The organism is Arthrobacter sp. 2RAF22, from assembly GCF_052115325.1.
In the GTDB taxonomy this organism is placed as follows: Bacteria; Actinomycetota; Actinomycetes; order Actinomycetales; family Micrococcaceae; genus Arthrobacter.
Genome location: NZ_JBFRGL010000001.1, coordinates 629,399 through 650,914 on the forward strand (window position 1 = coordinate 629,399; position 21,516 = coordinate 650,914).

Sequence of the window (21,516 nt, forward strand, 5' to 3'; positions counted from 1 at the left end):
GAACCACAGGCGGCGGGCCATCTTTCTAGATGCGCACCACCCGAGAATTGGGGGAAACCTCAGATGGCGGCGCGTCCGAAACTATCGGCAAGTAGCGCCATTTCGTCACGATCTTTACGAAATCTTTACGGCAAGCACCCAGTGGCCTTGTGGCTACCGCCCAGATTTCTCCTCTAATTCACTTGGACCAACACCGGGCCCGGCCGGCCTAAGATGCAGGGGCGGGGGCTCCAAACGCGCGGAGGCCGTTGTGCGGTGTGCGCCGCGGGAGTGGTTACACCTTGGCGTCCATCAGCTAGCGCCGAAAACGAAAAACCCCCGGAATCTCGCGGATTCCGGGGGTTTTACTTGGTAGCGGTGGGGAGGCTCGATCTCCCGACCTCACGATTATGAGTCGTGCGCTCTAACCAACTGAGCTACACCGCCACGAATGAGAAAAACCTGCGTCAAGCCGGTCAAAAACCGCCTTGACACAGGCCCTCATTCAGAGCCCCCCACCGGAATCGATCCGGTGACCTCGTTCTTACCAAGAACGCGCTCTACCACTGAGCTAGGGGGGCAACGAGTAAATACTCTACCGGACGATTTCGCAGGCCACAAATCGGCTGCGGGACAGGGAAAAACGGCGCCGACACAATTTGCATCCGCCCCGGTTTCTTGAGCCGAAGAGCGTCCGCATCAGGGCAGTCGGAGCACTTGGCCAGGGTAGATGTGGTCCGGGTTGGGCACGGTGTCCGCGTTCACGGCGATCAGGGCATCCAAGTCGACGCCGAACTGCATGGCGATGCCGCTGAGGGTATCGTCGGTCTCCACTACGACTTCCGTGACCGGCCCTGCGTTGGCGGCGGAAGCACCGGCGTCGGGCAGTGCGGGGCCGGGCGCCACGGGAGCCTCCACTGACGGCTCCGGACCCGGGCTTTGGACCGTCTCCCCCGTTGAGGCTTCAGCGGCCTCCTGTGGGGCCTCAGACGGCCGTCCATCCGGCTTGTGTTCGGCCTTCTCGAAGCCGAGGTTCTTCTTCAACCCATCGAGGAATCCCATGAACCTAGCTTTCCACAGCCGGGCAAGCGCGGAACCTGGGCGGGCGTTAAAGTGGGGCCACCGTTAAACGGCCAGAGGCCGGCTCGAAAGCCGGCCTCTGGCGAGAAACCCAGGAACTAGTCCTGTTTACCACTTACTCTTGCGGTTGAAATCGCGGTTGCCCGCGTCGCCGCCAGTGCGCGGCTTGCGTGCGCCGCGGTCGGCGTAGCTGCCCGTCCCGGTACCGGCGCTGCTGCGCTCGCTGTAGGAACGGCCGCCGCGATCAGCGGAAGTGCGCTCGCCACCGGAGTAGCCGCCACGGTCGCCTTCAGTCTTACGGAACTCCTTCTTGAAGCCACCGTTGCCCTTGAAGTTTCCGCCACGGTCACCACCGGAGTAGCCACCACGGTCGCCGCCGCGGCTGCCTCCGGAGTAACCGCCACGCTCGCCGCCACGGTCAGAGGCCGGCTTGCGGCCGTTGTCCAGCTCGAGGTGAATCAACTCGCCGCCGATCCGGGTGCGGGACAGGGCACGCAACTGCTCGGGGCTCAGGTCTGCCGGGAGCTCCACCAGGGAGTGGTCCGAGCGGATGTCGATGCCGCCGATCTGTGCCGAGGAGATGCCGCCTTCATTGGCAATGGCGCCAACGATCGAACCCGGCATGACGCGCTGGCGGCGTCCGACGGCGATCCGGTAGGTGGCGTTGCCCTCGGTCAGGGCGCGGGTCGGGCCACGGGAACCGAAGCCGTCCTTGGAGCGCTCGCGCTTCTGGAATTCCGGTGCAGCCGGCAGTTCCTTGACCAGGAGCGGCTGGCCGCCCTGTGCCATGACGGCCAGTGCAGCTGCGATCTCCGAAGCCGGAACGTTGTGCTCCTCTTCGTAGGAAGAGATCAGGTCGCGGAACGCGGCAACGTCCTCGGACTCGAGGGTCTCCGTGATCTTGTCCGCGAACTTGCCAAGGCGCAAGGTGTTGACCGTCTCGGCAGTGGGCAGGTGCATCTGCTCAACCGGCTGGCGGGTGGCCTTCTCGATCGAACGCAGCAGGTACTTCTCCCGCGGCGTCATGAAGAGGATGGCGTCGCCGCTACGGCCTGCACGGCCGGTACGGCCGATGCGGTGGACGTAGGACTCGGTGTCGTGCGGGATGTCGTAGTTGACCACGTGGCTGATGCGCTCAACGTCAAGGCCACGGGCCGCGACGTCGGTGGCGACCAGGATGTCGATGCGGCCTTCCTTCAGCGCGTCGACAGTCCGTTCGCGCTGCTGCTGCGGAATGTCGCCGTTGATGGCGGCGGCCTGGAAGCCGCGGGACTTCAGCTTGTCAGCCAGGTCCTCGGTAGCCATCTTGGTGCGCACGAAGGCGATAACGCCGTCGAACTCTTCCACCTCGAGGATGCGGGTCAGGGCATCGAGCTTGTGCGGGCCCATGACCTGCAGGTACCGCTGGCGGGTGTTGGCGCCGGTGGTGGTCTTGGACTTGACCGAGATCTCGGCAGGGTTGTTCAGGTACTGCTTGGACATACGGCGGATCTGGCCCGGCATCGTGGCAGAGAACAGCGCAACCTGGCGGTCTTCCGGGGTCTGCTGGAAGATCTGCTCAACGTCCTCGGCGAAGCCCATGCGGAGCATTTCGTCGGCTTCGTCCAAGACGAGGTACTGCAGCTCGGACAGGTCCAGGGAACCCTTGGAGATGTGGTCGATAACGCGGCCCGGGGTACCCACAACAACCTGTGCACCGCGGCGAAGGCCAGCAAGCTGCGGGCCATAAGCGGAGCCACCGTAGACGGGGAGAACCGTGAAGTCATCGATGTGCTTGGCGTACGAGGTGAAGGCCTCGGCAACCTGGAGCGCAAGCTCGCGGGTCGGAGCGAGGACCAGTGCCTGCGTCTTGCGGGACGGGCCGTTCAGGTCGTGGAGTTCGGCCAGGCGGGACAGTGCCGGTACTGCGAATGCTGCAGTCTTACCGGTGCCGGTCTGGGCGAGGCCGACGACGTCGCGGCCTTCGAGCAGCAGCGGAATGGTTGCTGCCTGGATCGGAGACGGCTTCTCGTAGCCGACGTCCTGCAGGGCCGCAAGGACGCGGGGGTCGATTCCGAGGTCGACGAAGCGGATGCCCTCTTCCTCTTCTTCGACAGGCGATTCGGCCGGAACTGCAGCCGGGGCCTTGGCGGAAGCCTCGGCGGGTGCCTCGGCCGGGGCCTCACCGGGCGCTGCAGCCTCGATGAACTCAGCGGCGGGTGCGGCGGTTTCGGCGGGTGCGGTTTCGGCGATCTCGACGGCGGTCTCTGCTTCTTCAGCAGACTCGGCGACGAACGGGTCGTTCAGGTTTTCGGGCATAGGGGAAAGTTTCCTCATCCATAGGGGGCCAGTCGGCGCGGCCCGGTTGGGCTTGGCCGCAGTACACGTTGCGGGCAAAAGAACCCGAAGGCTCTGGTGCTCGCAAGAAGTCCGGCGCTGTCGCAATCCCATGGCAGGACTTCCCGCTGCATCTCTTGGCTGCTATCTCAGCAGTCTGTACAGCGTTTTCTTCGCCCGGCTCTCCCTATGAAACTGCCCACACACATTTTGCGGGCCCCAACACTGACCAGTCCTGCCTCAAGAATTGGGCAGGAAAAAGGGATTTCCGGAGTGGGGGATAGTTCAAGTGTAGGGCACAGATGAGTCCCTTGGCGACATAACGGTCGACGGCGGCGGTGAGCTTGCGCACAAACCCGCCACCGGCGCCGTCAAGGCCGCCCCTCAGGACGTCCTTCCCGGCTGTCCGCTCAACGGCCGCTTCAGGCATCCACCCCGTTGCGGCGCATCAGCTTTTCGAAGGTGTCGTGGTAGTCGGACTGCAGCAGGACTTCTCCGTCGGCTTCGGCGTCGAGGAGCAATTGCATGTCATCGAGGTTGGGGTTGCTGAACCACTGCCCCACCGTGATGCCATGTTTGGGCACAAACAGCTTGTGGATGTAGTCACCGGCCGAAATGGAGCCGGTCTTCACCACGCGCAGATAGGTGCCGACGCGTCCGGCTTCCGTGAAGCGCTTGACCCACTGTGGTTCGTTCATGCGGCGCTGGAAAGTCGCGCACGGCACACGCGGGGAGGTGACCTCGACTTCGACGTCCAGGCCGATCTTCCACCGTTCGCCGATCACGGCACCGCTGGTCTCGATTCCGGCAACGCGGAGGTTCTCCCCGAAGATCCCGGGAGGCATGTCCCTCTGGAGTTCACCCGCCCAGAAATCGGCATCGGCCTGGGAGTACGCATAGAGTGCTTGGTCCTCGCCGCCGTGGTGGATCCGGCTCGCCTGGATGTCTCCGTGGATTCCCAGCTTGTGGACCTTCACCGGCCCCTCGACGGGGCGCTTGTCAATGGCCGTCACTCCGACCGACCCTTCGGGATCGGGCAGGAGCTCGTATACCCGGCAAACAGCAAGCAACGATGCGGTATCCATGACTACAGTCTACGTACGCAGCTACGGATCGAAGCGATATCCCATGCCGGCCTCGGTATGGAGGTGTCGGGGCTGCGCAGGGTCGCGTTCGAGCTTGCGCCGGAGCTGGGCAATATAGACACGCAGGTACTGGGTCTCCTTGGCGTAGGCCTGTCCCCAGACCTGTGTGAGGATCTGCTGCTGGCTGACCAGCCGTCCGGCGTTGCGCACCAGCAATTCCAGGATGTTCCATTCCGTGGGCGTCAACCGGACTTCCGCGCCGTCTTTGGTGATCTTCTTTCCGGCCAGGTCAACCAGGAAGTCGGCGGTCTGGAGCGTCGGCGCTTCATGCCGGGGCGCTGCCCGCCTCGAGGCTGCACGGAGCCTGGCCAGGAGTTCGTCAAGGCCGAAGGGCTTGGTCACGTAGTCGTCGGCCCCGGCATCGAGGGCCTCAACTTTGTCTTCCGAACCGTGGCGGGCAGACAACACGATGATGGGCATGGTGCTCCAGCCGCGGATTCCCTTGATCACGTCCACGCCATCCATGTCCGGCAGGCCGAGATCGAGCACCACGATGTCCACTGGCTGCTGGGCAGCCGCCTTGAGTGCGTCTGCGCCGTTGCCGACGCTGATGGCACGGTAGCCGTGGGCATGGAGATTGATCTGCATTGCCCGGGCGATCTGGGCTTCATCTTCCACGATCAGCACGAGGCTCATGGCCGTCCTCCCGTCCACAGAGGGATTGTGACCACCATGGTCAGCCCGCCTCCCGGCGTCGCCTCGGCCATGAGCGTACCGCCCATGGCCTCGGTGAAGCCCTTGGCGACAGCGAGTCCCAGGCCGATTCCGCTGCGGCCGTCACGGCTGGATGGAGAATCATCGAGGCGTTGGAAAGGCTGGAAAAGCTCCAGCACGGCCGCGGGCGCTATCCCCGAGCCGTGGTCCATCACCCGCAGTTCGCTGGCCGGCCGACCATCCACCATGATGCCCGCACCGGTCCGCGCCACCAGCACAACATCGGAATCAGGCGCGTATTTCACCGCGTTCTCCACGAGGTTCGCCACAACGCGTTCCAGCATCCCGGCGTCGGCCTCTATATACGGAAGGTTGGCCAGTAGCTCGTTGCGTATGCGCTCCCCCGGCACCCCGCGTAAAGCCTCCGGCAGGATCTGGTGCCAGCCCAGTCCGCGCAGCAGCGGGTTCACGGCATCCGCGGTGATACGGGACATGTCCAGTAGGTTATCCACCAAGTGATCCAAACGGTCCGCGTAGTCCTCGATAGTGGCCAATAGTTCGCGCTCGTCTTCGGGAGCAAAGGTCACGTCTTCCTGGCGCAGGCTGCTGACGGCAAGCTTGATGCCCGCCAAAGGAGTGCGGAGGTCATGGGAGACGGCGCGCAGGATGGAGGTCCGCATCTTGTTGCCTTCCGCCAGGCGCGCGTTGTCCTGCCTGCTCTTGACCAGCTGCTGGCGCTCCCGCACGGCCACCACGAAGGCGCCGAACGCGGCGAGCATGCGGCGGTGCTGTTCGGAGAGCGGTCCGCCCCTGAGCAGGAGCGTGTAGTTGCGATCGACGACGGCGGCATGGTCGGCGGCCGCATGGGTCACCGGCGGTTGAATCCCGGAGCTTGCAAGGACCTTCCAACCCGGTCCGGTGGCGTCCGGCGAGTCAAACGTGGAGAGCAGCGTCATCGCTTCCATGCCGAGGTTGACGCGGATTTTGTCCAGGAACGACTCGAGGCTGCCGTCCGAGCTCAGGATACGAAGGGCCAATTCGCTCAGTGCCCTCGCCTCGGCTCCGGAATGCGCGGCTTCCTGGGCCCGTCGGGTCGCCAAACCGACGGCGAGCGCCACGCCGCACGCCACGGCAAGGAAGATGACCAGGGTGAAAAGCGTGGCAGGATCCGCGATCGAGAGGGAGCCCACCGGATCGGCTGAGAAGTAGTTCAAGAGCATGCTGCCGAGGACGGCGGACACCACCGCCGGCCACAACCCGCCGATCGCGGCAACGGCGGCGGAGACGGCCAATTGGAAGAGCATGATCATGGCGAAGTTCCGGTATTGCAGCGCGGATACCACGACTTCGATCGCAGAAGGTAGCAGCAGGGCCAGGACTAGGCCCGCCAGAATTCGGGGTCGCCCGATTCCCTTGACTGCCGGTAGCTGCAGCCCTATTGCGTTCACATCCGCGGCGGCCATGGCTCAATTCTGGCACGGCGCAGGTGCCGCGCCGGCGCCGACGGTCCTTACAGGACGCTGCGGGGAACATGTCCGGCCTTAGGATGCTGGCATGAGCCATTCAACGACGGATACCTCCGATGTCCTTGCCCTCGATTCCCTCTTGGGCTCCGAGGAACTGGAGCTTCGCGAGAAGGTACGCGATTTCACGGACCAGCGGATCCGGCCGAACATCGCCCGCTGGTACGAGGACGCGGTGTTCCCGCGGGAACTGCCGGCGGAACTCGGCGAACTCGGCGTCCTTGGCATGCATCTGGAGGGCTACGGCTGCTCCGGCCGCACCGCCGTCGAATACGGCGTTGCCGCCATGGAACTCGAGGCCGGCGATTCCGGCATCCGGACCTTCGTGTCCGTCCAAGGCTCCCTGGCCATGACGGCGATCCACAAGTGGGGCAGCGAAGAGCAGAAGGAACAATGGCTCCCGCGCATGGCTGCCGGCGAACTGATCGGCTGTTTTGCCTTGACGGAGCCGACGGCGGGTTCGGACCCGTCGTCCATGGCCAGCTTTGCCCGCCGCGACGGGACGGGCGACGACGCCTGCTGGGTGCTGAGCGGTTCGAAGCGCTGGATCGGGATGGCATCGATCGCGGACGTCATGGTGGTGTGGGCAAACACCGACGACGGCATCCGGGGCTTCCTGGTTCCGGCCGGCACCCCGGGAGTCGCCGTGACTCCCATCGACGCGAAGCTCTCCATGCGTGCCTCGATCCAGTGCGATGTGGTGTTCGACGCCGTCCGGCTGGGTCCGGAGGCACTCCTCCCGGGTGCCATGGGACTCCGCGGCCCGTTCTCCTGCCTCAACGAGGCGCGGTACGGCATTGCTTGGGGTGCCATGGGCGCTGCCCGCGACTCCTACGAGGCCGCGCTCGAATATGCCGGAAGCCGCATGCAATTCGGCAAGCCCTTGGCCGGCTACCAGTTGACCCAGGAAAAGCTCGTTAACATGGTCCTGGAGATCCAGAAAGGTACCTTGCTCGCCCTGCACCTTGGGCGGCTCAAGGATGCGGGCAAACTGCACCCGGAGCAGATCTCGGCGGGCAAGCTCAACAATGTGCGGGAGGCAATCAAGATCGCCCGCGAAGCGCGCACCATCCTCGGTGGCAACGGCATCACGCTGGACTACCCGCCCATGCGCCATGCCAACAACCTGGAATCCGTGCGCACTTACGAAGGGACGGACGAGGTGCACACGCTGATCCTTGGCCAGCACATCACGGGCGTCCCGGCTTTCCGCTAGCTCCGCGCGCGGGGGGACCAGCCCAGCGAGCTAGGCTCCGACCGAAACCGGTTCCTTCTTTCCCGCCTCCTTGCGGATGGTGGCGCTGATGACGGCGGCCACCGTGCACATCGCTGCGGCGCCGATCCATGCGTAGGTGTAGTGGCCAGTGGCATCGCGGATGTAACCCGCGAGCAACGCGGCCGCAGCGGCCCCGAGCTGGTGCGCGGCAAAGACCCACCCGAACACCACCGAGCCGTCCGCGCCGAACACCTTCCGGCAGATGGCCGCCGTCGGGGGCACGGTGGCCACCCAGTCCAGGCCGTACACCACTACGAACAGGATCATGCTCGGTTGCACGGTGGAGCCCAGAAGCACGGGCAGCACCAACAGCCCAACCCCGCGGAACTGGTAATACACAGCCAGGAGCACCTTGGGATTGAAGCGGTCCGTCAACCAACCGGAGGCGATGGTGCCCACGATGTCGAAGATCCCGACGACGGCCAACAGGCCCGCCGCGGTGGTTTCCGGCATGCCGTGGTCGTGCGCCGAGGGGATGAAGTGGGTGCCGATCAGGCCGTTGGTGGTAGCACCGCAGATGGCGAAACCGGCAACCAGGGCCCAGAAGGTGCGCACTTTGCTGGCGCGTTTGAGGACCTGCAGTGCGCGCACGGCTGCGTTGGGCGTCTTGGCGCCTTCCGCGTTGGCGACTTCCGGGACCGGGGCGGGCTCCGCCGTCGTCGCTTGGTCTTCTTCGGCTCCGTAGGGCTGGACCCCGACGTCGGCAGGTGAGTTCTTCAGCCAGCGCAGCACGAGCGGCACTACGGCAAGCGCACCCGCTGCGATGAGGAGCGACGCGCCGCGCCAGCCCGGGCTCTGGGCAAGCACCGCGATGAAGGGCAGGAACACTAGCTGCCCGGCCGCGCTGCCCGCCGTCAGGATGCCGATCACGAGTCCGCGGTTCTTGGAGAACCACGTATTGGCGATGGTGGCCGCGAAAACCAAGGCCATGGAGCCGGTGCCCAGCCCGATCAGGACGCCCCAGGTCAGCAGGATCTGCCACGACTGGTTGACGAACACCGTCAGGGCGGAGCCGAGACCGATCAGGCAAAGGGCAATCGCGGTGACGGTGCGGATGCCGAAGCGTTCCATGAGCGCCGCAGCGAACGGTGCCGTGAGCCCGAACAACACCAGGTTGATGCTGACTGCGAGCGACAAGACGGTTGTTGACCAGCCGAATTCCTGTTGCAGCGGCACCATGAGCACACCGGGGGCTGCACGGAATCCGGCTGCGCCCACAAGGGCCAGGAACGCGACGGCGGCCACCATCCAGGCGGGGTGGAGGCGCCGCTTCCGCGGAGTCTTGCCAGCTGGTTTGCCGGCGGAAAGTTCGGTGGGATTGGGTGCGGTCATGCGGAGGGCTCCGATTCGTCCAGGAGGTCGCGTCGGGCGGGGGCGGTGGCCAGGGCCATGGGGTGTTCCGATCGCGTGAGGCTATGCCAACTGGTGTTGGCGGCGGTCAGGCGGGACCCGCAATGGGAGCACGTATCGGCCGACGCCGTCGGCAGTCCACAGCCGTTGTGGATCACGCGCATGTGGGCGTTGTCCGCCGGCGCATCGAGATGCTTTTCGGACCAGATGATGATGGCGTTCAAGACCGGCAAAGCATCTTCGCCCTTGGGGGTGAGGACGTACTCCTGGCGCGTGCGGGCGCCGTCCAGGTAGGGCCGTTGGACAAGGAGGCCTGCCTCGACCAGCCAGCCCAGTCTTTTACTGAGGACGTTGTCTGCGATGTGGAGGCGGGTTTTGATGGCGTCGAAGCGGCCGTTGCCGAAGAAGACCTCCCGCAGCACCAGGCTTCCCCAAGGGTCGCCGAGGATATCGAGGCCGCGCGCCAGGCTGCACGTCCGCTCGGACCAATCGGATCGTAAGGGCATGGTTCGAGATTAGCTGGCTTTCCTAAAGAAAGCTAGGTGATTTGGAGGGGTTTTCAGTCGGTGATGTTGCCGATCGCCTGCTCGAGGTCCGCAATCAGGTCTTCGACGTCCTCGATGCCGCAGGAAAGCCGGATCAGGTTGACAGGCACGGCCAGCTCAGTGCCCTTGACCGAAGCGTGCGTCATCTCCGAGGGATAGTTCATGAGGGACTCGATGCCGCCCAGGGACTCGGCCAGAGTGAAGACCTGGGTGGATTCGGCAACTTTGCGGGCCGCGGCTTCGCCGCCCTTGAACTGCACGGAAATCATGCCGCCGAACTTCTTCATCTGCTTGGCCGCGAGCTCGTGGCCCGGGTGGGAAGGCAGCCCCGGATACAGCACGGCTTCAACCTCGGGGCGCTCCAGCAACCACTCGGCCACGGCCTGGGCGTTCTCGCTGTGGCGGTCCATGCGCACGCCGAGCGTCTTGAGGCCACGCGTGGTCAGGAACGCATCCATGGGTCCGGACACGGCGCCGACAGCGAACTGCACGAAGCCGATCTTCTCTGCCAGTTCGGCGTCCTTGACCACGATCGCCCCGCCCACCACATCCGAGTGGCCGCCGATGTACTTGGTGGTCGAGTGGACCACGACGTCGGCCCCCAGGGCGAGCGGGGTCTGCAAGTAGGGGGACGCAAAGGTGTTGTCGACCACCAGGAGGGCACCGGCGTCGTGCGCAACTTTGGCGAGCGCTTCGATATCGGTGATCTTCATCATGGGGTTGGAAGGCGTTTCCACCCAGACGATGCGGGTCTTGTTCGCCGCGACGGCCGCGGCAACGGCGTTCAGGTTGGACATGTCCACTGGTGTGTTGCCGATGCCCCACTCACCGAGCACGCGGTTGATGAGCCGGTAGGTTCCGCCATACGCGTCGTTGCCGAGGACGATGTGGTCGCCGGGCCGGGCAACAGCACGGATCAGTGAGTCCTCCGCTGCGAGGCCCGAGCTGAAGCTGAAGGCGTGGGTGCCGCCTTCGAGCGCGGCGAGCTGTTCTTGCAGCGCATCTCGGGTGGGGTTGCCGCCGCGGCCATACTCGTAGCCGTCGCGCAAACCGCCTATGCCGTCCTGGGCATACGTCGAGCTGAAGTGCAGCGGCGGAACCACGGCGCCGGTGCGCGGTTCGAACGCCTGGCCGGCGTGGACGGCACGCGTGTTGAATCCTGCTTCGTTTGCAGACATATGAACTCCTAGTGTCAGTTGCTCAGGTAGGCGAGAAGGTCGTGGCGGGTCAGGATCCCCACGGGAGCTCCAACGAACGTCACCATGACGGTGTCGACGTCGGACAGCAGCTCGCGTGCGGCGGAAATGGTCTCCAGGGAGCCGATCACGGGCAGGCGCTCCCCCATGTGCTCGGAGATCTTGTCGGTCAATTTCGCCTCGCCACGGAACAGCTTGGAGGTCAGCGTGCGCTCATCGACAGCGCCGAGCACCTCGCCCATGACCACGGGCGGCTCCTGCGAGAGGACCGGGATGTGCGAAACCCCGAATTCGTTCATGATGTTGATGACATCGCGGACGGTCTCGTTGGGATGGATGTGGACGAGGTCCGGCATTTCGCCGGTCTTGGACTTCAGGACCTCGCCCACCGAGGCTTCCTCGCCGCCGGAGAGGAAGCCGTAGGAACGCATCCACTTGTCGTTGAAGATCTTCGCCAGGTAGCCCCGGCCGGAGTCCGGCAGGATCACGACGACGACGGCTTCCTCGCCAAGGTCTTTGGCCACCTGCAACGCGGCAACCACTGCCATGCCCGAGGAACCCCCTACCAGGAGTCCTTCCTCGCGGGCCAGGCGCCTGGTCATCTCGAAGGAGTCGGCGTCGCTGACGGCGATGACATCGTCCGGCACAGTCTTGTCGTAGTTGGCCGGCCACATGTCCTCGCCGACGCCCTCCACGAAGTAGGGCCGCCCCGTGCCGCCCGAGTAGACCGAGCCTGCCGGGTCCGCGCCGATGACCTTGACGCGGCCGCCGTCGGACTCCGGCCGCTGGGCGGACACATCCTTGAGGTAGCGCCCGGTGCCGGTGATGGTGCCGCCCGTCCCGGCGCCGATCACGACGTGGGTGATCTTCCCGTCGGTATCACGCCAGATCTCGGGCCCGGTGGTTTCGTAGTGGCTGCCGGGGGCTGCGGGGTTGGAGAACTGGTCCGGCTTGTAGGCTCCGGGGATCTCCGACACGAGCCGGTCGGAGACGCTGTAGTAGCTTTGCGGGCTGTCCGGGGCCACGGAAGTAGGCGTCACGACAACTTCGGCGCCGTACGCCTGAAGTACGGCACGCTTGTCCTCGCCCACTTTGTCCGGGACAACAAAGATGCATTTGTAGCCCTTTTGCTGGGCCACCAGGGCGAGTCCGACGCCGGTATTGCCCGAGGTCGGTTCCACGATGGTTCCGCCCGGCTTGAGCTTTCCGTCCCGCTCCGCTTCCTCGATCATCTTCACCGCGATGCGGTCCTTGATGGAGCCACCGGGATTCACATATTCAAGCTTCACCAGAATGGTGGCTTTGATGTCCCCGGTCACGTGGTTGAGCTTGATGAGCGGTGTATTGCCAATGAGGTCCAGGACGGACTGGGCGTACTTCATAGGTACCAAGTTACCGCTTGGTCGGGACTGCTCCGGTGCAGCGGAGGACTCAGCACGTGGCACAGCTGACTCCGCCGGGCTCCGGATGCTCGATCGTCGTCGGAGACTTGCCGGCGCAGAGCGAGATGGCGCCGGGTTCCATGCGGGGCCTTCAGCTTGTGGTCGCGGATGCCCGCGCCGCACGCGAGGAATTGCTCGGCCGCGGGGTCGAGGCCAGCGAAATCACCGTCTTCGACGAGCGCGACGGCGGCACGTTCTTCGGCTTCAGCGATCCGGACGGCAACACGTGGACGGTGCAGGAACTCAAGGTCCGGGCCGAGAACCCGCTGATTCCGGCGGAGTCCCGCGGGCGCTTCGGAGAGTAGTTTCGGGAGCGTAGGGCCAGCTCCGCGTAAAGGGCCGTCCCGAGCAACCCATTCACTCTGCCGGTGCAGTGCCTCCTGCCGAAGAGTCCGTCTGCCAGAGGCCGAGGATGTTGCCTTCGGTGTCCTTGAAATAGGCGTAGTAACCCATGCCCGGAACAGCATCCTTGCCTTTGACCACAGAACCGCCCGCACTCTCGATTTGGCCGAGCGAAGCCTCGATGTCTTCGACGTCAACGGTGATGATGGGCGTCTTCAATTCCTCTGTACGCGGGAACAGTGCACCATTGATGGCCCCTGGCGCGCTCGGCATGCCCGTCTGTGGGTCCGAAGGCGTGGTGATGGCGATCGTGTAGTCCATTTCCTGCATGGGGTTGAGCATCCAGCCGAAGGCACCCTGGTAGAATGTGTTGGCCCGCTCCTTGTCGTCCGCGGGGATCTCGAAATGCACTACACCGGCCATTGCGTTCTCCTGAGATTGTCATGGAAGGCGCAGACGCCCCGCGCCACACGTGGAGTCTAGTCGTGTGGGTTTCGCGGCGTAAGGGCTTGAGCGCGGCTCTTTTCGAGTGTTGTCACACGAGCATGCGACCATGAATGAATGACCATCGTCGATGCCCCACCCGCCGCAGCGGCTGCGGCCGACGCATCAGTGCGATGGCACCCCGGCGGCCCCTTCGACCTCCTGCAGACCGTGGGAATCCTCATGCGCGGCAACGGCGATCCGTCCTTCGCTGCACGGCAGGACGGGGTGTGGATGGCCTTCACGACGCCGGATGGCCCGGTCACATTGCGACTCACCGCCGCGGGAACCGGCCAAGACACCCGTGTCGATGCCCAGGCGTGGGGCCCCGGCGCGGGCTCCGCCATTGCCTCCGTGCCTGCGTTGTTGGGGAGCGGGGACGACTGGTCCGGCTTTGATGACGCTGCGTTCCATGCCACCCTTCCGCGCATGGTCCGGGAAGCCCGACGCCGGAACCTCACCGTCCGTTTGCCTACCACCGGCCGTGTGGTGGACTCCCTCGTGCCCACGATTCTTGAGCAAAAGGTCACCACTATCGAAGCCCGCCGGGGCTACCGCTACCTGATGTACAGGTTCGGCACCGCAGCGCCAAGCGCAGGCCGCCTCCCGACGTCGGGCCCCTCGGGGCTGCTCGTGGCGCCGACCGCCGCCCAATGGTTAGCCATCCCTTCGTGGGAATGGCACAAGGCAGGCGTGGGTCCCCAGCGTTCGGCGACGGTCATGCGGGCGCTGCGATCCGCCGTCGCGCTTGAACGGCTCGCCTCACTCAGCGCGGTTGAAGCCGGGGCAAAGATGCAGACCATCCCGGGCATCGGCATCTGGACGGCCGCCGAGGTGGTCCAGCGGACCCATGGCTGCCCTGATTCGATCGCGGTGGGCGACTACCATTTGGCCTCGTACGTCGGTTATGCGCTCACAGGCAGGAAGACGGACGACGCCGGAATGATCGCCCTCCTGGAACCGTGGCGTGGGCACCGCCAGCGGGTAGTCCGGATGCTGGGGCTCAGCGGCTTCCGCAAGCCGACCTTCGGACCACGGATGACCATCCAGGACCACCGAGGACACTAACGCCACCAACGCCCTCCAACGCGGGGTCACTTACGGCCCATGTTGCCGCCCAACATGGGCCGTATGTGACCCCGCGTTCGGAGTTTCGCGCGTTTGATCCGGACAATCAGGCCAGAGAACCCTTCGGCCAGATCATCGGCGTTGGCCTTGAAGTAGGACCAGCCGGCATTGGTGAACGCTTCGTCCCTCCGGTTGTCCCGTGTCTGCTGTTCCCGCGTGAGATGTGGTGCGCCGTCGTACTGCACGGCGATCCGAAACCGCCGGTACCCCAGGTCCGCGGACGGCGACCACGGATCGTCCGGGTCGAGGCGGAGCTGCAGTTCCGGTTCAGGCAATCGCGCCTCCGACATTGCGAGCCGCAGGAATGTCTCCGGAAACGAATCTGCTCCAACCCGCATGTCTTCAAGGGCAAGCCGGGCCTTCTCCACGCCTTTCATGTTCGGATGCTGCCGGATCAGGAGCCGCAATCCTTCCTTGGTGGCGTAGGCCTCCGTCCTTCCTTCAAGGCCAGGCCGAGGCCTACGGATCAGCTGATCGCCCATGGCAATCACGTACCGCAGCGGCAACTGATGCGCCAGGTCAAGCCACGTCCGGGACGGGGAGGACACCGGGATACCGCCTATCTCCGTGACTTCGCCCTGGAGGACACGGACTCGGTGCCCCGTCACCCCGGTCCGGCGGACCCGGGGAAGCTCATGGGGCTTGCTCAGGTGGACCGTCTCGCAGTCGCCCAGCCACGGAGGAAGGCCGAGCCGGGTCAGTACCGCGGCGCTCTCATGGGACACCCAGGCGCCCGGTGTTGCCGCGGCAAGGACCCGCGCCTGTTCGGCAAACTCAAAGTCACGACCCGCAGGCAAGTAGATCAGCCGCCCGCCGTCGGACATATCCCTGGCCCGGAGCCGCTTCGGAGCGACGCCAAGCACGCGGGATTCATAGACCGTGAAAGGACGGTTACTAAGTTCCTCCGGCAGCGGCATGATGCGGACCATGGGATCCAGTTTGTCCGCAGTTTGACCCCGGCAAGGAGTTATCCACAGGCTGACTTCCAAGCAAGCCAACGCGGGGTCACTTACGGCCCATGTTGCCGCCCAACATGGGCCGTAAGTGACCCCGCGTTGGAATTAGAGTCCGAGGCGGGCGATCGCTTCTTCGCGCATGTCGATCTTGCGCACCTTGCCGGACACCGTCATGGGGAAGCTCTCCCTGATGTCGACGTAGCGGGGGATCTTGTAATGGGCCAGTTTGCCTCGGCAGAACTCCTGCACCCCTTCCAGGTCCAAAGCCGCTCCCGGTTTGAGGATGATGCACGCCATCAACTCCTCGCCGTACTTGGGGTCAGGCACCCCGATGACTTGGACGTCCTGGATGGCGGGATGGCGATACAGGAACTCCTCGATTTCGCGGGGATAGATGTTCTCCCCTCCGCGGATGACCATGTCCTTCATGCGGCCTTCGATGATGATGAAACCGTCCGAGTCCATCCGGGCGAGGTCGCCGGTGTGCATCCAGCCGTCGTCGTCGATGGCCTCGGCTGTCTTCTCCGGCTGGCCCCAATACCCGGCCATCACGGCGTAGCCCCGCGTGCACAGCTCGCCGATCCCTCCGCGTTCCAGGGTTTCGCCGGTGCCCGGATCCACGATCTTGGACTCGAGCCTGGGCATCGTGCGCCCTACAGTCGTGGTCCTTTGCTCAAGGGTGTCGGCCGCGAGGGTCATGGTGGATACGGGAGAAGTCTCGGTCATGCCGTAGCAAATGGCCACGTCCCGCATGTTCATCTCGGCGATGACACGCTCCATGACCTCGATAGGGCATAGTGAGCCGGCCATGACGCCGGTACGCAGCGTCGAGAGGTCGTAGGACGCGAAATCCGGCAAAGCCAGCTCGGCGATGAACATGGTGGGCACGCCATACAGCGAGGTCCCGCCAAAATCCTGCACGGCTTCCAGCGCTGCGGCCGGGGTGAATCCGCGGCCGGGAATGATGGTGGCCGCGCCGAAGCTCAGGGCGTTCAGGTTCCCGATGACCATGCCGAAACAGTGGTAGAAAGGCACCGGAAGGACCACGCGGTCGCGTTCCGTGTACCCCAACAGCCTGCCGATTTGGTTGCCGTTGTTGAGGATGTTGTGGTGCGTCAGGGTGGCGCCCTTGGGGAAGCCCGTGGTCCCCGAGGTGTATTGCAGATTGATGGGATCGTGCGGGTCCAGCTCCGCCATCCGAGCCTTGAGCGCTGAGGGGACGACGTCGTCCGCCCGCTTGAGCAGTTCGGCGTACGTCAGCTCGGCGTCAGTTTGCGGTTCGCCTGCGTTAAGCATGTCCAGTCCCAGATCGGGAAGAAACACGAGCTCCCGAAGCTCAGGGCAACTGGTCAAGGCGTCCCGGGCCATGGCCACATAGTCACTGTTCTTGTCCGATGGCGCGGCCACCAGCATCCGCATGCCGTTCTGGCGGACCACGAATTCGAGTTCATGGCTGCGGTAGGCCGGATTGACGTTGACCAGGATCGCCCCGACCTTCGCCGTGGCGTATTGCAGGATGGTCCATTCGGCGCAGTTCGGGCTCCAGATGCCTACCCTGTCACCCTTCGCGACGCCCATGGCGAGCAGCGCACGCGCGAGGCGATCGACGTCGTCGTTCAGTTTTTCGTAGCTCCAGCGCCTGGCCTCATCGCCCGGCACCACGGCGGCTTCGATGAGCGCGTCCCGCAACGGAAACCGCGCCGCGACGCGTTCGAAGTTGGCGCCGATGGTCTCTTCAAGCAGCGGGACGTCAGTGTCCCCGGCTGTGTAGGAAAGCATGAACGCACGCTACCAACTCCGGGGGCCAAGAGAAGACTTTTGCTTGGAAGTCCTACAAAATATTTCAGGGCCTTGGCGGGCCAGCCGGTAATGTGAATCCCATGAGTGCACCCATTGACCTGCAGGCCACGTTCATCCCCAACGACGGCGAATTCTTCCGCGTCAAGCTCGCGCTGGAAATCGCGATCGACGAAGTGGTCAACGAACCCGGCTGCATCCGCTACGAGCTCACCGAAGCCAACGAGGACAAGCTGGTCCTGACCGAACAGTGGGCATCCGAGGAGCACCTCGACACCCATTCCAAGGGCATCGCCGTCCAGGACCTCAACGAATCCCTCAGCGCCCTGCTCGCGGAGCCGGTGAAGCTCGAGCGCCTCTAACTAGCATCGGCTGTTGCCCACTGGAAAGTGGGCAACAGCCGATGGCGTTTGCTAGGGGTTTTCGGCGCGCTGCTTTGCGATGTGCGCGTGGACCTCATCCATGTCGAGACCCTTGACGGCCTCGATGACCTGCTCCAGCTGTGGTCCGTTCAGTGCGCCCGGCTGGGAGAACACGAGGACCTTTTCGCGGAAGGCCATGAGCGTGGGGATCGAGGAGATACCGGCTTCGGCGGCCAGCTGCTGCTCGGCCTCGGTGTCCACCTTGGCGAAGAAGACATCGTCATGCTTCTCGGAAGCGGCCTGGTATGTGGGGGCAAACTGCCTGCAAGGGCCGCACCACGCAGCCCAGAAATCCACCAGGACAATGTCATTGCCCTCGATGGTCGATGCGAACTGCTCGCCGGTGATGTCAACTGTAGCCATGCTTCCACGGTACGCGACCGCACCGCCTAAGTCGCGCTTGTTCGCTACCCGGCAAACCGGGAATAAAGCACGACGCCGGGCAGCTCGTTTGGGGCCGCCCGGTACCGTCGGCTAGTGCCAGAGGTGCGGGGCGGCCTTCCTGGCACCGGGGAGCGCGTTGCTCTCGCGCCACTCGTGGATCCATTCCGGAAGCTCGAGGTCCGCGGGGGGCTCGCCGAACTCGGCCAGGATTTCCTCCTGGCTCACGGGCCGGCCCTTGGCGACAAGCCTTGTGGCGATGTGCGCGCGGGCGTAGATCTCGCCGTCGGCCACCATTCGTTGTTCAAAGTAGATCGCCTTCGAATCGAGCCCGATGATCTTGGACTCGATGGTGTATTGCTGCCAGAGCTGCAACGACTTCCGGAACGCGACGGTCTCCCCAGCTGCCACGGGGCTCCAGCGGCGTCTGCGCATCTTTTGCCAGATCCCCGCGCGCACCATGAGGTCGAAGCGTCCAAGATCCATCAGCGAGAAATACATGCCGTTGTTGACATGCATCGCAATGTCGATGTCCGTGGGCAGCACTCGCATGGGCAAGGAAGACGTGCCCCAAACGCTGAGCCGGCTCCGCCTGGACGAGGTGAACAAGAGGAAGAGGGTTCGGAGAAGCAAATGCATAACCGCAATGTTACTCCCCAGTAACATTTCGGGACAGCCCCGTTTTGTGTGTCGCTACGTGGCATGTCGTTTACCGCCGGTTCACATGCCGCGGGAAGAATGTCTGAAAACAAATTGCAGAAGGCACCAAGGAGATCCCGTGAGCACCACCCAAACCATCAGGCCACACGCAGAGGTGTGGCCGGAACTTCCGCTCCACCAGGAGCTCGTGTTGCAGGACACCCGCGGCAACAGGATCGTAGGCACCTTGGACGGCATGACCGAGGATCGCAGCACGCTCTGGATCCAGTTGTCCGGAGGCCTGGGCCGGCAACTCGTCCATCACCAGGACGGTTACTGGCTGGAGCCGGGCAGCGCGAGCTAACTGGGCTTTCGTTTTCGACACGCAAAATCCCTGTCGACACCGGAATTCGTGCGTCGAGAATCCACCAGCGCCGCGCAAAGGATTTTCCGCGTCGAACGGCCCCGCGCGCGTCGAACGGGGCCTCCCCAGAAAACACGGACAAAAAAATCCCCGGAACCATGTGGTTCCGGGGATTTAATTTTGTGGCAGATGAGGGATTCGAACCCCCGTAGGCGTTGCCAGCTGATTTACAGTCAGCCCCCTTTGGCCGCTCGGGTAATCTGCCGAACTTCAAAGAAGTCACTCCCGATCATCGGTTCGTTTCCGATCCGGTAAGCGCGAGCAAGACAACCTTACAGAACTTCTGCCGAAGAATCGAAWCGAGCCCTCGAGGCCACAAAATCGGCGGAAATCTCAGGCTAACCAAGTATCCGTCCTGCAAGTTTGGCCTCGAAACTGGCCGCCTGCTCAAGGGTGATCTGGTTGAGCTGCACGGCCCGCAACAAGTCCGCGTGGACGCCATCCATCCGCGACGCCGCGTCCGGGACCGGGCTCAGGACCACGGAGGCGGCGAGCGCTGCGGCTGCAACCGCGCCTGCGGCCGTGGCGGCAGCGACTCCGATTGAACCGGCGGCGGCAGCGGCTGACTTGGTGACGTAGCGGACGGCCTGGTTGCTCATGGTGCTCCTTTTCAGGACGGGCTCTTCAAACTGATACAACTCTGTCGGGGCAGTCTCAGTTCCGGCCATGCGTGTGCTGTGAGCGAACTGTGAACGTTCAGCACACGCCGGGCGCTTCCGTACTAGGCTGGATGGCAGACAAAACCGCCCGTTTCCGGGCCACCCCCAACGATCACAAGGAGAGTCATGGCAGGCGAATCCACATTCGACGTCGTCAGCAAGGTAGACAAGCAGGAAGTCGCCAACGCGCTCCACCAGTCCCAGAAGGAAATCGCCCAGCGGTACGATTTCAAGGGCGTCGGCGCTGAGATCGACTTCAGCGGCGAGAAGATCCTCATGAAGGCCAACTCGGAGGACCGCATCCTCGCTGTCCTGGACGTGTTCCAGTCCAAGCTCATCAAGCGCGGCATCTCCCTGAAGTCCCTCGACCAGGGCGAGCCTTACCCCTCCGGCAAGGAATTCCGCCTGGAGTGCTCCATCAAGGAGGGCATTGCCCAGGACATCGCGAAGAAGATCAACAAGATCATCCGTGACGAAGCCCCTAAGTCCGTCAAGTCCCAGATCCAGGGCGACGAGCTCCGCGTCACCTCGAAGTCCCGCGATGACCTGCAGGAGACCATGAACATCCTCAAGAAGTTCGAAGAGGCCGATCTCCAGTTCGTGAACTTCCGCAGCTAGGACTTCGCGGCGGCCCAAGCCGCCATCCGGAAGTACGACGACGGCGCGTTGCCCGCTCAGGGGGCAACGCGCCGTCGTCGTTAACGGAGACAGGCGCGTCACTCCACGCAGCCTTTTGGGGCCGAGGCCTGGCGAAGGCCCCGGGATTCCGCGACTGCACCGATCCTCGGAGGTCAAAAGATTGCAGCGCGTGACATCCACCCCAAAATAATTACGACACGTTTCTTTTGCGCAATCACTTCCAGCGGGTACTGTACTTCCTTAGGTGAGCCTAAGTGTGGCTCCCCTAACGAAGGATTCCACATGACCGCGAACTTCCTGATCGGCCTGCGCGAGGGCCTTGAAGCCACCCTCGTTGTGGTCCTGCTCATGGCCTACTTGGTCAAGACCGGACGCCGCTCGCTGCTCCCCCGGCTGTGGGCCGGCGTCGGCATCGCCGTGGCCGTATCCATCGCCTTCGGCGCCTTGCTCACCTTCGGTCCGCAGGGACTGACTTTCGCCGCGCAAGAGGCGATCGGGGGCGGATTGTCGATTGCCGCCGTCGGGCTCGTCACCTGGATGGTCTTCTGGATGGCGCGCACCGCCCGCAGCCTCGGCGGCGAGCTGAAGTCGCAAGTGGACAAGATGGCCGACGGCGCCGCGTGGGGCCTCGTGGTGGTGGCGGCATTGGCGGTGGGCCGCGAAGGACTTGAGACTGCGCTGTTCCTTTGGGCTGCTGCCCAGGCCGCCGGCGAGTCGTCGCAGCCGCTGCTAGGCGCGCTACTCGGCCTGGCCGTCGCTGCCGGGCTCGGATACCTGCTGCATCGCGGCGTCCTCAAGGTCAACCTCTCGCGGTTCTTCACCTGGACCGGAGTCGGCCTCATCGTGATCGCGGGCGGTGTGCTCGCCTATGGCATCCATGACCTCCAGGAAGCCGGAATCCTGCCGGGGCTCCACACCCTCGCTTTCGACGTCTCCGCGGCCATCCCGCCGTCATCCTGGTACGGCACCCTGCTGAAGGGCACCCTCAACCTGTCCCCGGCCACCACGTGGCTCGAAGCCGGGGCCTGGCTGCTGTACGTGATCCCTGTGCTCTATTTCTACATCCGCACCAACGGTTCCTCGCCGCAACAGTCCACCGGCAACGCCCCCACGGCCCAAGCCGCCAACGCTGCCTAAAAG

Annotated in this window: 22 protein-coding genes and 3 tRNA genes; 7 read left to right on the plus strand and 18 right to left on the minus strand. The window is 64.3% G+C overall.

Annotated features, from left to right (window positions below; all coding sequences use genetic code 11):
* Positions 1 to 349 precede the first annotated feature (349 nt).
* The 7 genes from AB4068_RS02895 to AB4068_RS02925 form a co-directional block, all read right to left on the minus strand.
* Positions 350 to 426, minus strand: a tRNA-Met gene (locus AB4068_RS02895).
* 62 nt (positions 427 to 488) lie between these two features.
* Positions 489 to 560, minus strand: a tRNA-Thr gene (locus AB4068_RS02900).
* 118 nt (positions 561 to 678) lie between these two features.
* Positions 679 to 1,041 (minus strand): LysM peptidoglycan-binding domain-containing protein, encoded by a 363-nt coding sequence (locus AB4068_RS02905; protein WP_441432605.1) that lies wholly within the window; start codon positions 1,039 to 1,041, stop codon positions 679 to 681.
* Between the two features lie 126 nt (positions 1,042 to 1,167).
* A complete protein-coding gene (locus AB4068_RS02910; protein ID WP_441432606.1) occupies positions 1,168 to 3,357 on the minus strand; it encodes a DEAD/DEAH box helicase in 2,190 nt (729 codons plus the stop codon).
* Between the two features lie 440 nt (positions 3,358 to 3,797).
* Entirely contained in the window at positions 3,798 to 4,460 is a 663-nt protein-coding gene (locus AB4068_RS02915; RefSeq protein WP_441432607.1) for an MOSC domain-containing protein, read from the minus strand.
* Positions 4,461 to 4,481: 21 nt separating this feature from the next.
* On the minus strand, positions 4,482 to 5,156 hold the full coding sequence (locus AB4068_RS02920) for a response regulator (protein ID WP_059387283.1): 675 nt from the start codon (positions 5,154 to 5,156) through the stop codon (positions 4,482 to 4,484).
* Positions 5,153 to 6,637, minus strand: a complete 1,485-nt coding sequence (locus AB4068_RS02925) for a sensor histidine kinase (protein ID WP_441432608.1) — start codon at positions 6,635 to 6,637, stop codon at positions 5,153 to 5,155. Before AB4068_RS02925 ends, AB4068_RS02920 begins: the two co-directional genes overlap by 4 nt.
* Positions 6,638 to 6,728: 91 nt before the next feature.
* Between AB4068_RS02925 and AB4068_RS02930 the strand changes: the two genes are divergently transcribed.
* Entirely contained in the window at positions 6,729 to 7,913 is a 1,185-nt protein-coding gene (locus tag AB4068_RS02930; RefSeq protein ID WP_441432609.1) for an acyl-CoA dehydrogenase family protein, read from the plus strand.
* Positions 7,914 to 7,943: 30 nt separating this feature from the next.
* Here the strand turns inward: AB4068_RS02930 and AB4068_RS02935 are convergent, their stop codons facing one another.
* Genes AB4068_RS02935 through AB4068_RS02950 form a run of 4 tightly spaced genes read right to left on the minus strand, consistent with a single transcriptional unit; the run spans position 7,944 to position 12,446 of the window.
* Positions 7,944 to 9,305 carry an MFS transporter gene (locus AB4068_RS02935; RefSeq protein WP_441432610.1) on the minus strand — a complete coding sequence of 454 codons (1,362 nt, stop codon included), beginning with the start codon at positions 9,303 to 9,305 and terminating at the stop codon, positions 7,944 to 7,946.
* A complete protein-coding gene (locus AB4068_RS02940) occupies positions 9,302 to 9,829 on the minus strand; it encodes a winged helix-turn-helix transcriptional regulator (RefSeq protein ID WP_441432611.1) in 528 nt (175 codons plus the stop codon). Before AB4068_RS02940 ends, AB4068_RS02935 begins: the two co-directional genes overlap by 4 nt.
* A gap of 53 nt (positions 9,830 to 9,882) precedes the next feature.
* Complete coding sequence (locus AB4068_RS02945; protein ID WP_284990999.1) at positions 9,883 to 11,046, minus strand: cystathionine gamma-synthase; 1,164 nt, start codon at positions 11,044 to 11,046, stop codon at positions 9,883 to 9,885.
* A gap of 14 nt (positions 11,047 to 11,060) precedes the next feature.
* The gene (locus tag AB4068_RS02950) at positions 11,061 to 12,446 is read right to left on the minus strand and encodes a cystathionine beta-synthase (protein ID WP_306959016.1); all 1,386 of its coding nucleotides are present in this window, start codon (positions 12,444 to 12,446) and stop codon (positions 11,061 to 11,063) included.
* A gap of 56 nt (positions 12,447 to 12,502) precedes the next feature.
* Between AB4068_RS02950 and AB4068_RS02955 the strand changes: the two genes are divergently transcribed.
* A complete protein-coding gene (locus AB4068_RS02955) occupies positions 12,503 to 12,811 on the plus strand; it encodes a VOC family protein (RefSeq protein WP_441432612.1) in 309 nt (102 codons plus the stop codon).
* Between the two features lie 52 nt (positions 12,812 to 12,863).
* On the opposite strand, the gene AB4068_RS02960 is transcribed toward AB4068_RS02955, so the two are convergent.
* Positions 12,864 to 13,271 carry a VOC family protein gene (locus AB4068_RS02960; RefSeq protein WP_059387279.1) on the minus strand — a complete coding sequence of 136 codons (408 nt, stop codon included), beginning with the start codon at positions 13,269 to 13,271 and terminating at the stop codon, positions 12,864 to 12,866.
* A gap of 138 nt (positions 13,272 to 13,409) precedes the next feature.
* Here AB4068_RS02960 and AB4068_RS02965 point away from each other — a divergent pair, with 138 nt between their 5' ends.
* Positions 13,410 to 14,399 (plus strand): DNA-3-methyladenine glycosylase family protein, encoded by a 990-nt coding sequence (locus AB4068_RS02965; protein WP_306959018.1) that lies wholly within the window; start codon positions 13,410 to 13,412, stop codon positions 14,397 to 14,399.
* A 26-nt stretch (positions 14,400 to 14,425) separates the two neighbouring features.
* Here AB4068_RS02965 and AB4068_RS02970 read toward each other — a convergent pair whose 3' ends face one another.
* Both AB4068_RS02970 and AB4068_RS02975 read right to left on the minus strand, forming a co-directional pair.
* A complete protein-coding gene (locus AB4068_RS02970) occupies positions 14,426 to 15,388 on the minus strand; it encodes a hypothetical protein (RefSeq protein WP_441432613.1) in 963 nt (320 codons plus the stop codon).
* Between the two features lie 132 nt (positions 15,389 to 15,520).
* Positions 15,521 to 17,194 carry an AMP-binding protein gene (locus AB4068_RS02975; RefSeq protein WP_441432614.1) on the minus strand — a complete coding sequence of 558 codons (1,674 nt, stop codon included), beginning with the start codon at positions 17,192 to 17,194 and terminating at the stop codon, positions 15,521 to 15,523.
* Between the two features lie 101 nt (positions 17,195 to 17,295).
* On the opposite strand from AB4068_RS02975, the gene AB4068_RS02980 reads away from it, so the two are divergent.
* On the plus strand, positions 17,296 to 17,574 hold the full coding sequence (locus AB4068_RS02980; protein WP_059387275.1) for a putative quinol monooxygenase: 279 nt from the start codon (positions 17,296 to 17,298) through the stop codon (positions 17,572 to 17,574).
* Between the two features lie 51 nt (positions 17,575 to 17,625).
* Here AB4068_RS02980 and AB4068_RS02985 read toward each other — a convergent pair whose 3' ends face one another.
* Entirely contained in the window at positions 17,626 to 17,997 is a 372-nt protein-coding gene (locus tag AB4068_RS02985) for a thioredoxin family protein (RefSeq protein ID WP_441432615.1), read from the minus strand.
* 111 nt (positions 17,998 to 18,108) lie between these two features.
* On the minus strand, positions 18,109 to 18,654 hold the full coding sequence (locus AB4068_RS02990) for an acyl-CoA thioesterase (protein WP_441432616.1): 546 nt from the start codon (positions 18,652 to 18,654) through the stop codon (positions 18,109 to 18,111).
* A gap of 139 nt (positions 18,655 to 18,793) precedes the next feature.
* Here AB4068_RS02990 and AB4068_RS02995 point away from each other — a divergent pair, with 139 nt between their 5' ends.
* Positions 18,794 to 19,018 carry a hypothetical protein gene (locus AB4068_RS02995; protein WP_059387272.1) on the plus strand — a complete coding sequence of 75 codons (225 nt, stop codon included), beginning with the start codon at positions 18,794 to 18,796 and terminating at the stop codon, positions 19,016 to 19,018.
* 183 nt (positions 19,019 to 19,201) lie between these two features.
* Here the strand turns inward: AB4068_RS02995 and AB4068_RS03000 are convergent.
* A tRNA-Tyr gene (locus AB4068_RS03000) sits at positions 19,202 to 19,283 on the minus strand.
* A gap of 133 nt (positions 19,284 to 19,416) precedes the next feature.
* Positions 19,417 to 19,677, minus strand: coding sequence for a hypothetical protein (locus AB4068_RS03005; protein ID WP_306959021.1), 261 nt, complete (start codon positions 19,675 to 19,677; stop codon positions 19,417 to 19,419).
* A gap of 186 nt (positions 19,678 to 19,863) precedes the next feature.
* Here AB4068_RS03005 and AB4068_RS03010 point away from each other — a divergent pair, with 186 nt between their 5' ends.
* Both AB4068_RS03010 and efeU read left to right on the plus strand, forming a co-directional pair.
* Positions 19,864 to 20,355 (plus strand): YajQ family cyclic di-GMP-binding protein, encoded by a 492-nt coding sequence (locus AB4068_RS03010; protein WP_059387254.1) that lies wholly within the window; start codon positions 19,864 to 19,866, stop codon positions 20,353 to 20,355.
* A 303-nt stretch (positions 20,356 to 20,658) separates the two neighbouring features.
* Positions 20,659 to 21,513 carry an iron uptake transporter permease EfeU gene (gene efeU, locus AB4068_RS03015; protein WP_332602774.1) on the plus strand — a complete coding sequence of 285 codons (855 nt, stop codon included), beginning with the start codon at positions 20,659 to 20,661 and terminating at the stop codon, positions 21,511 to 21,513.
* Positions 21,514 to 21,516 lie beyond the last annotated feature (3 nt).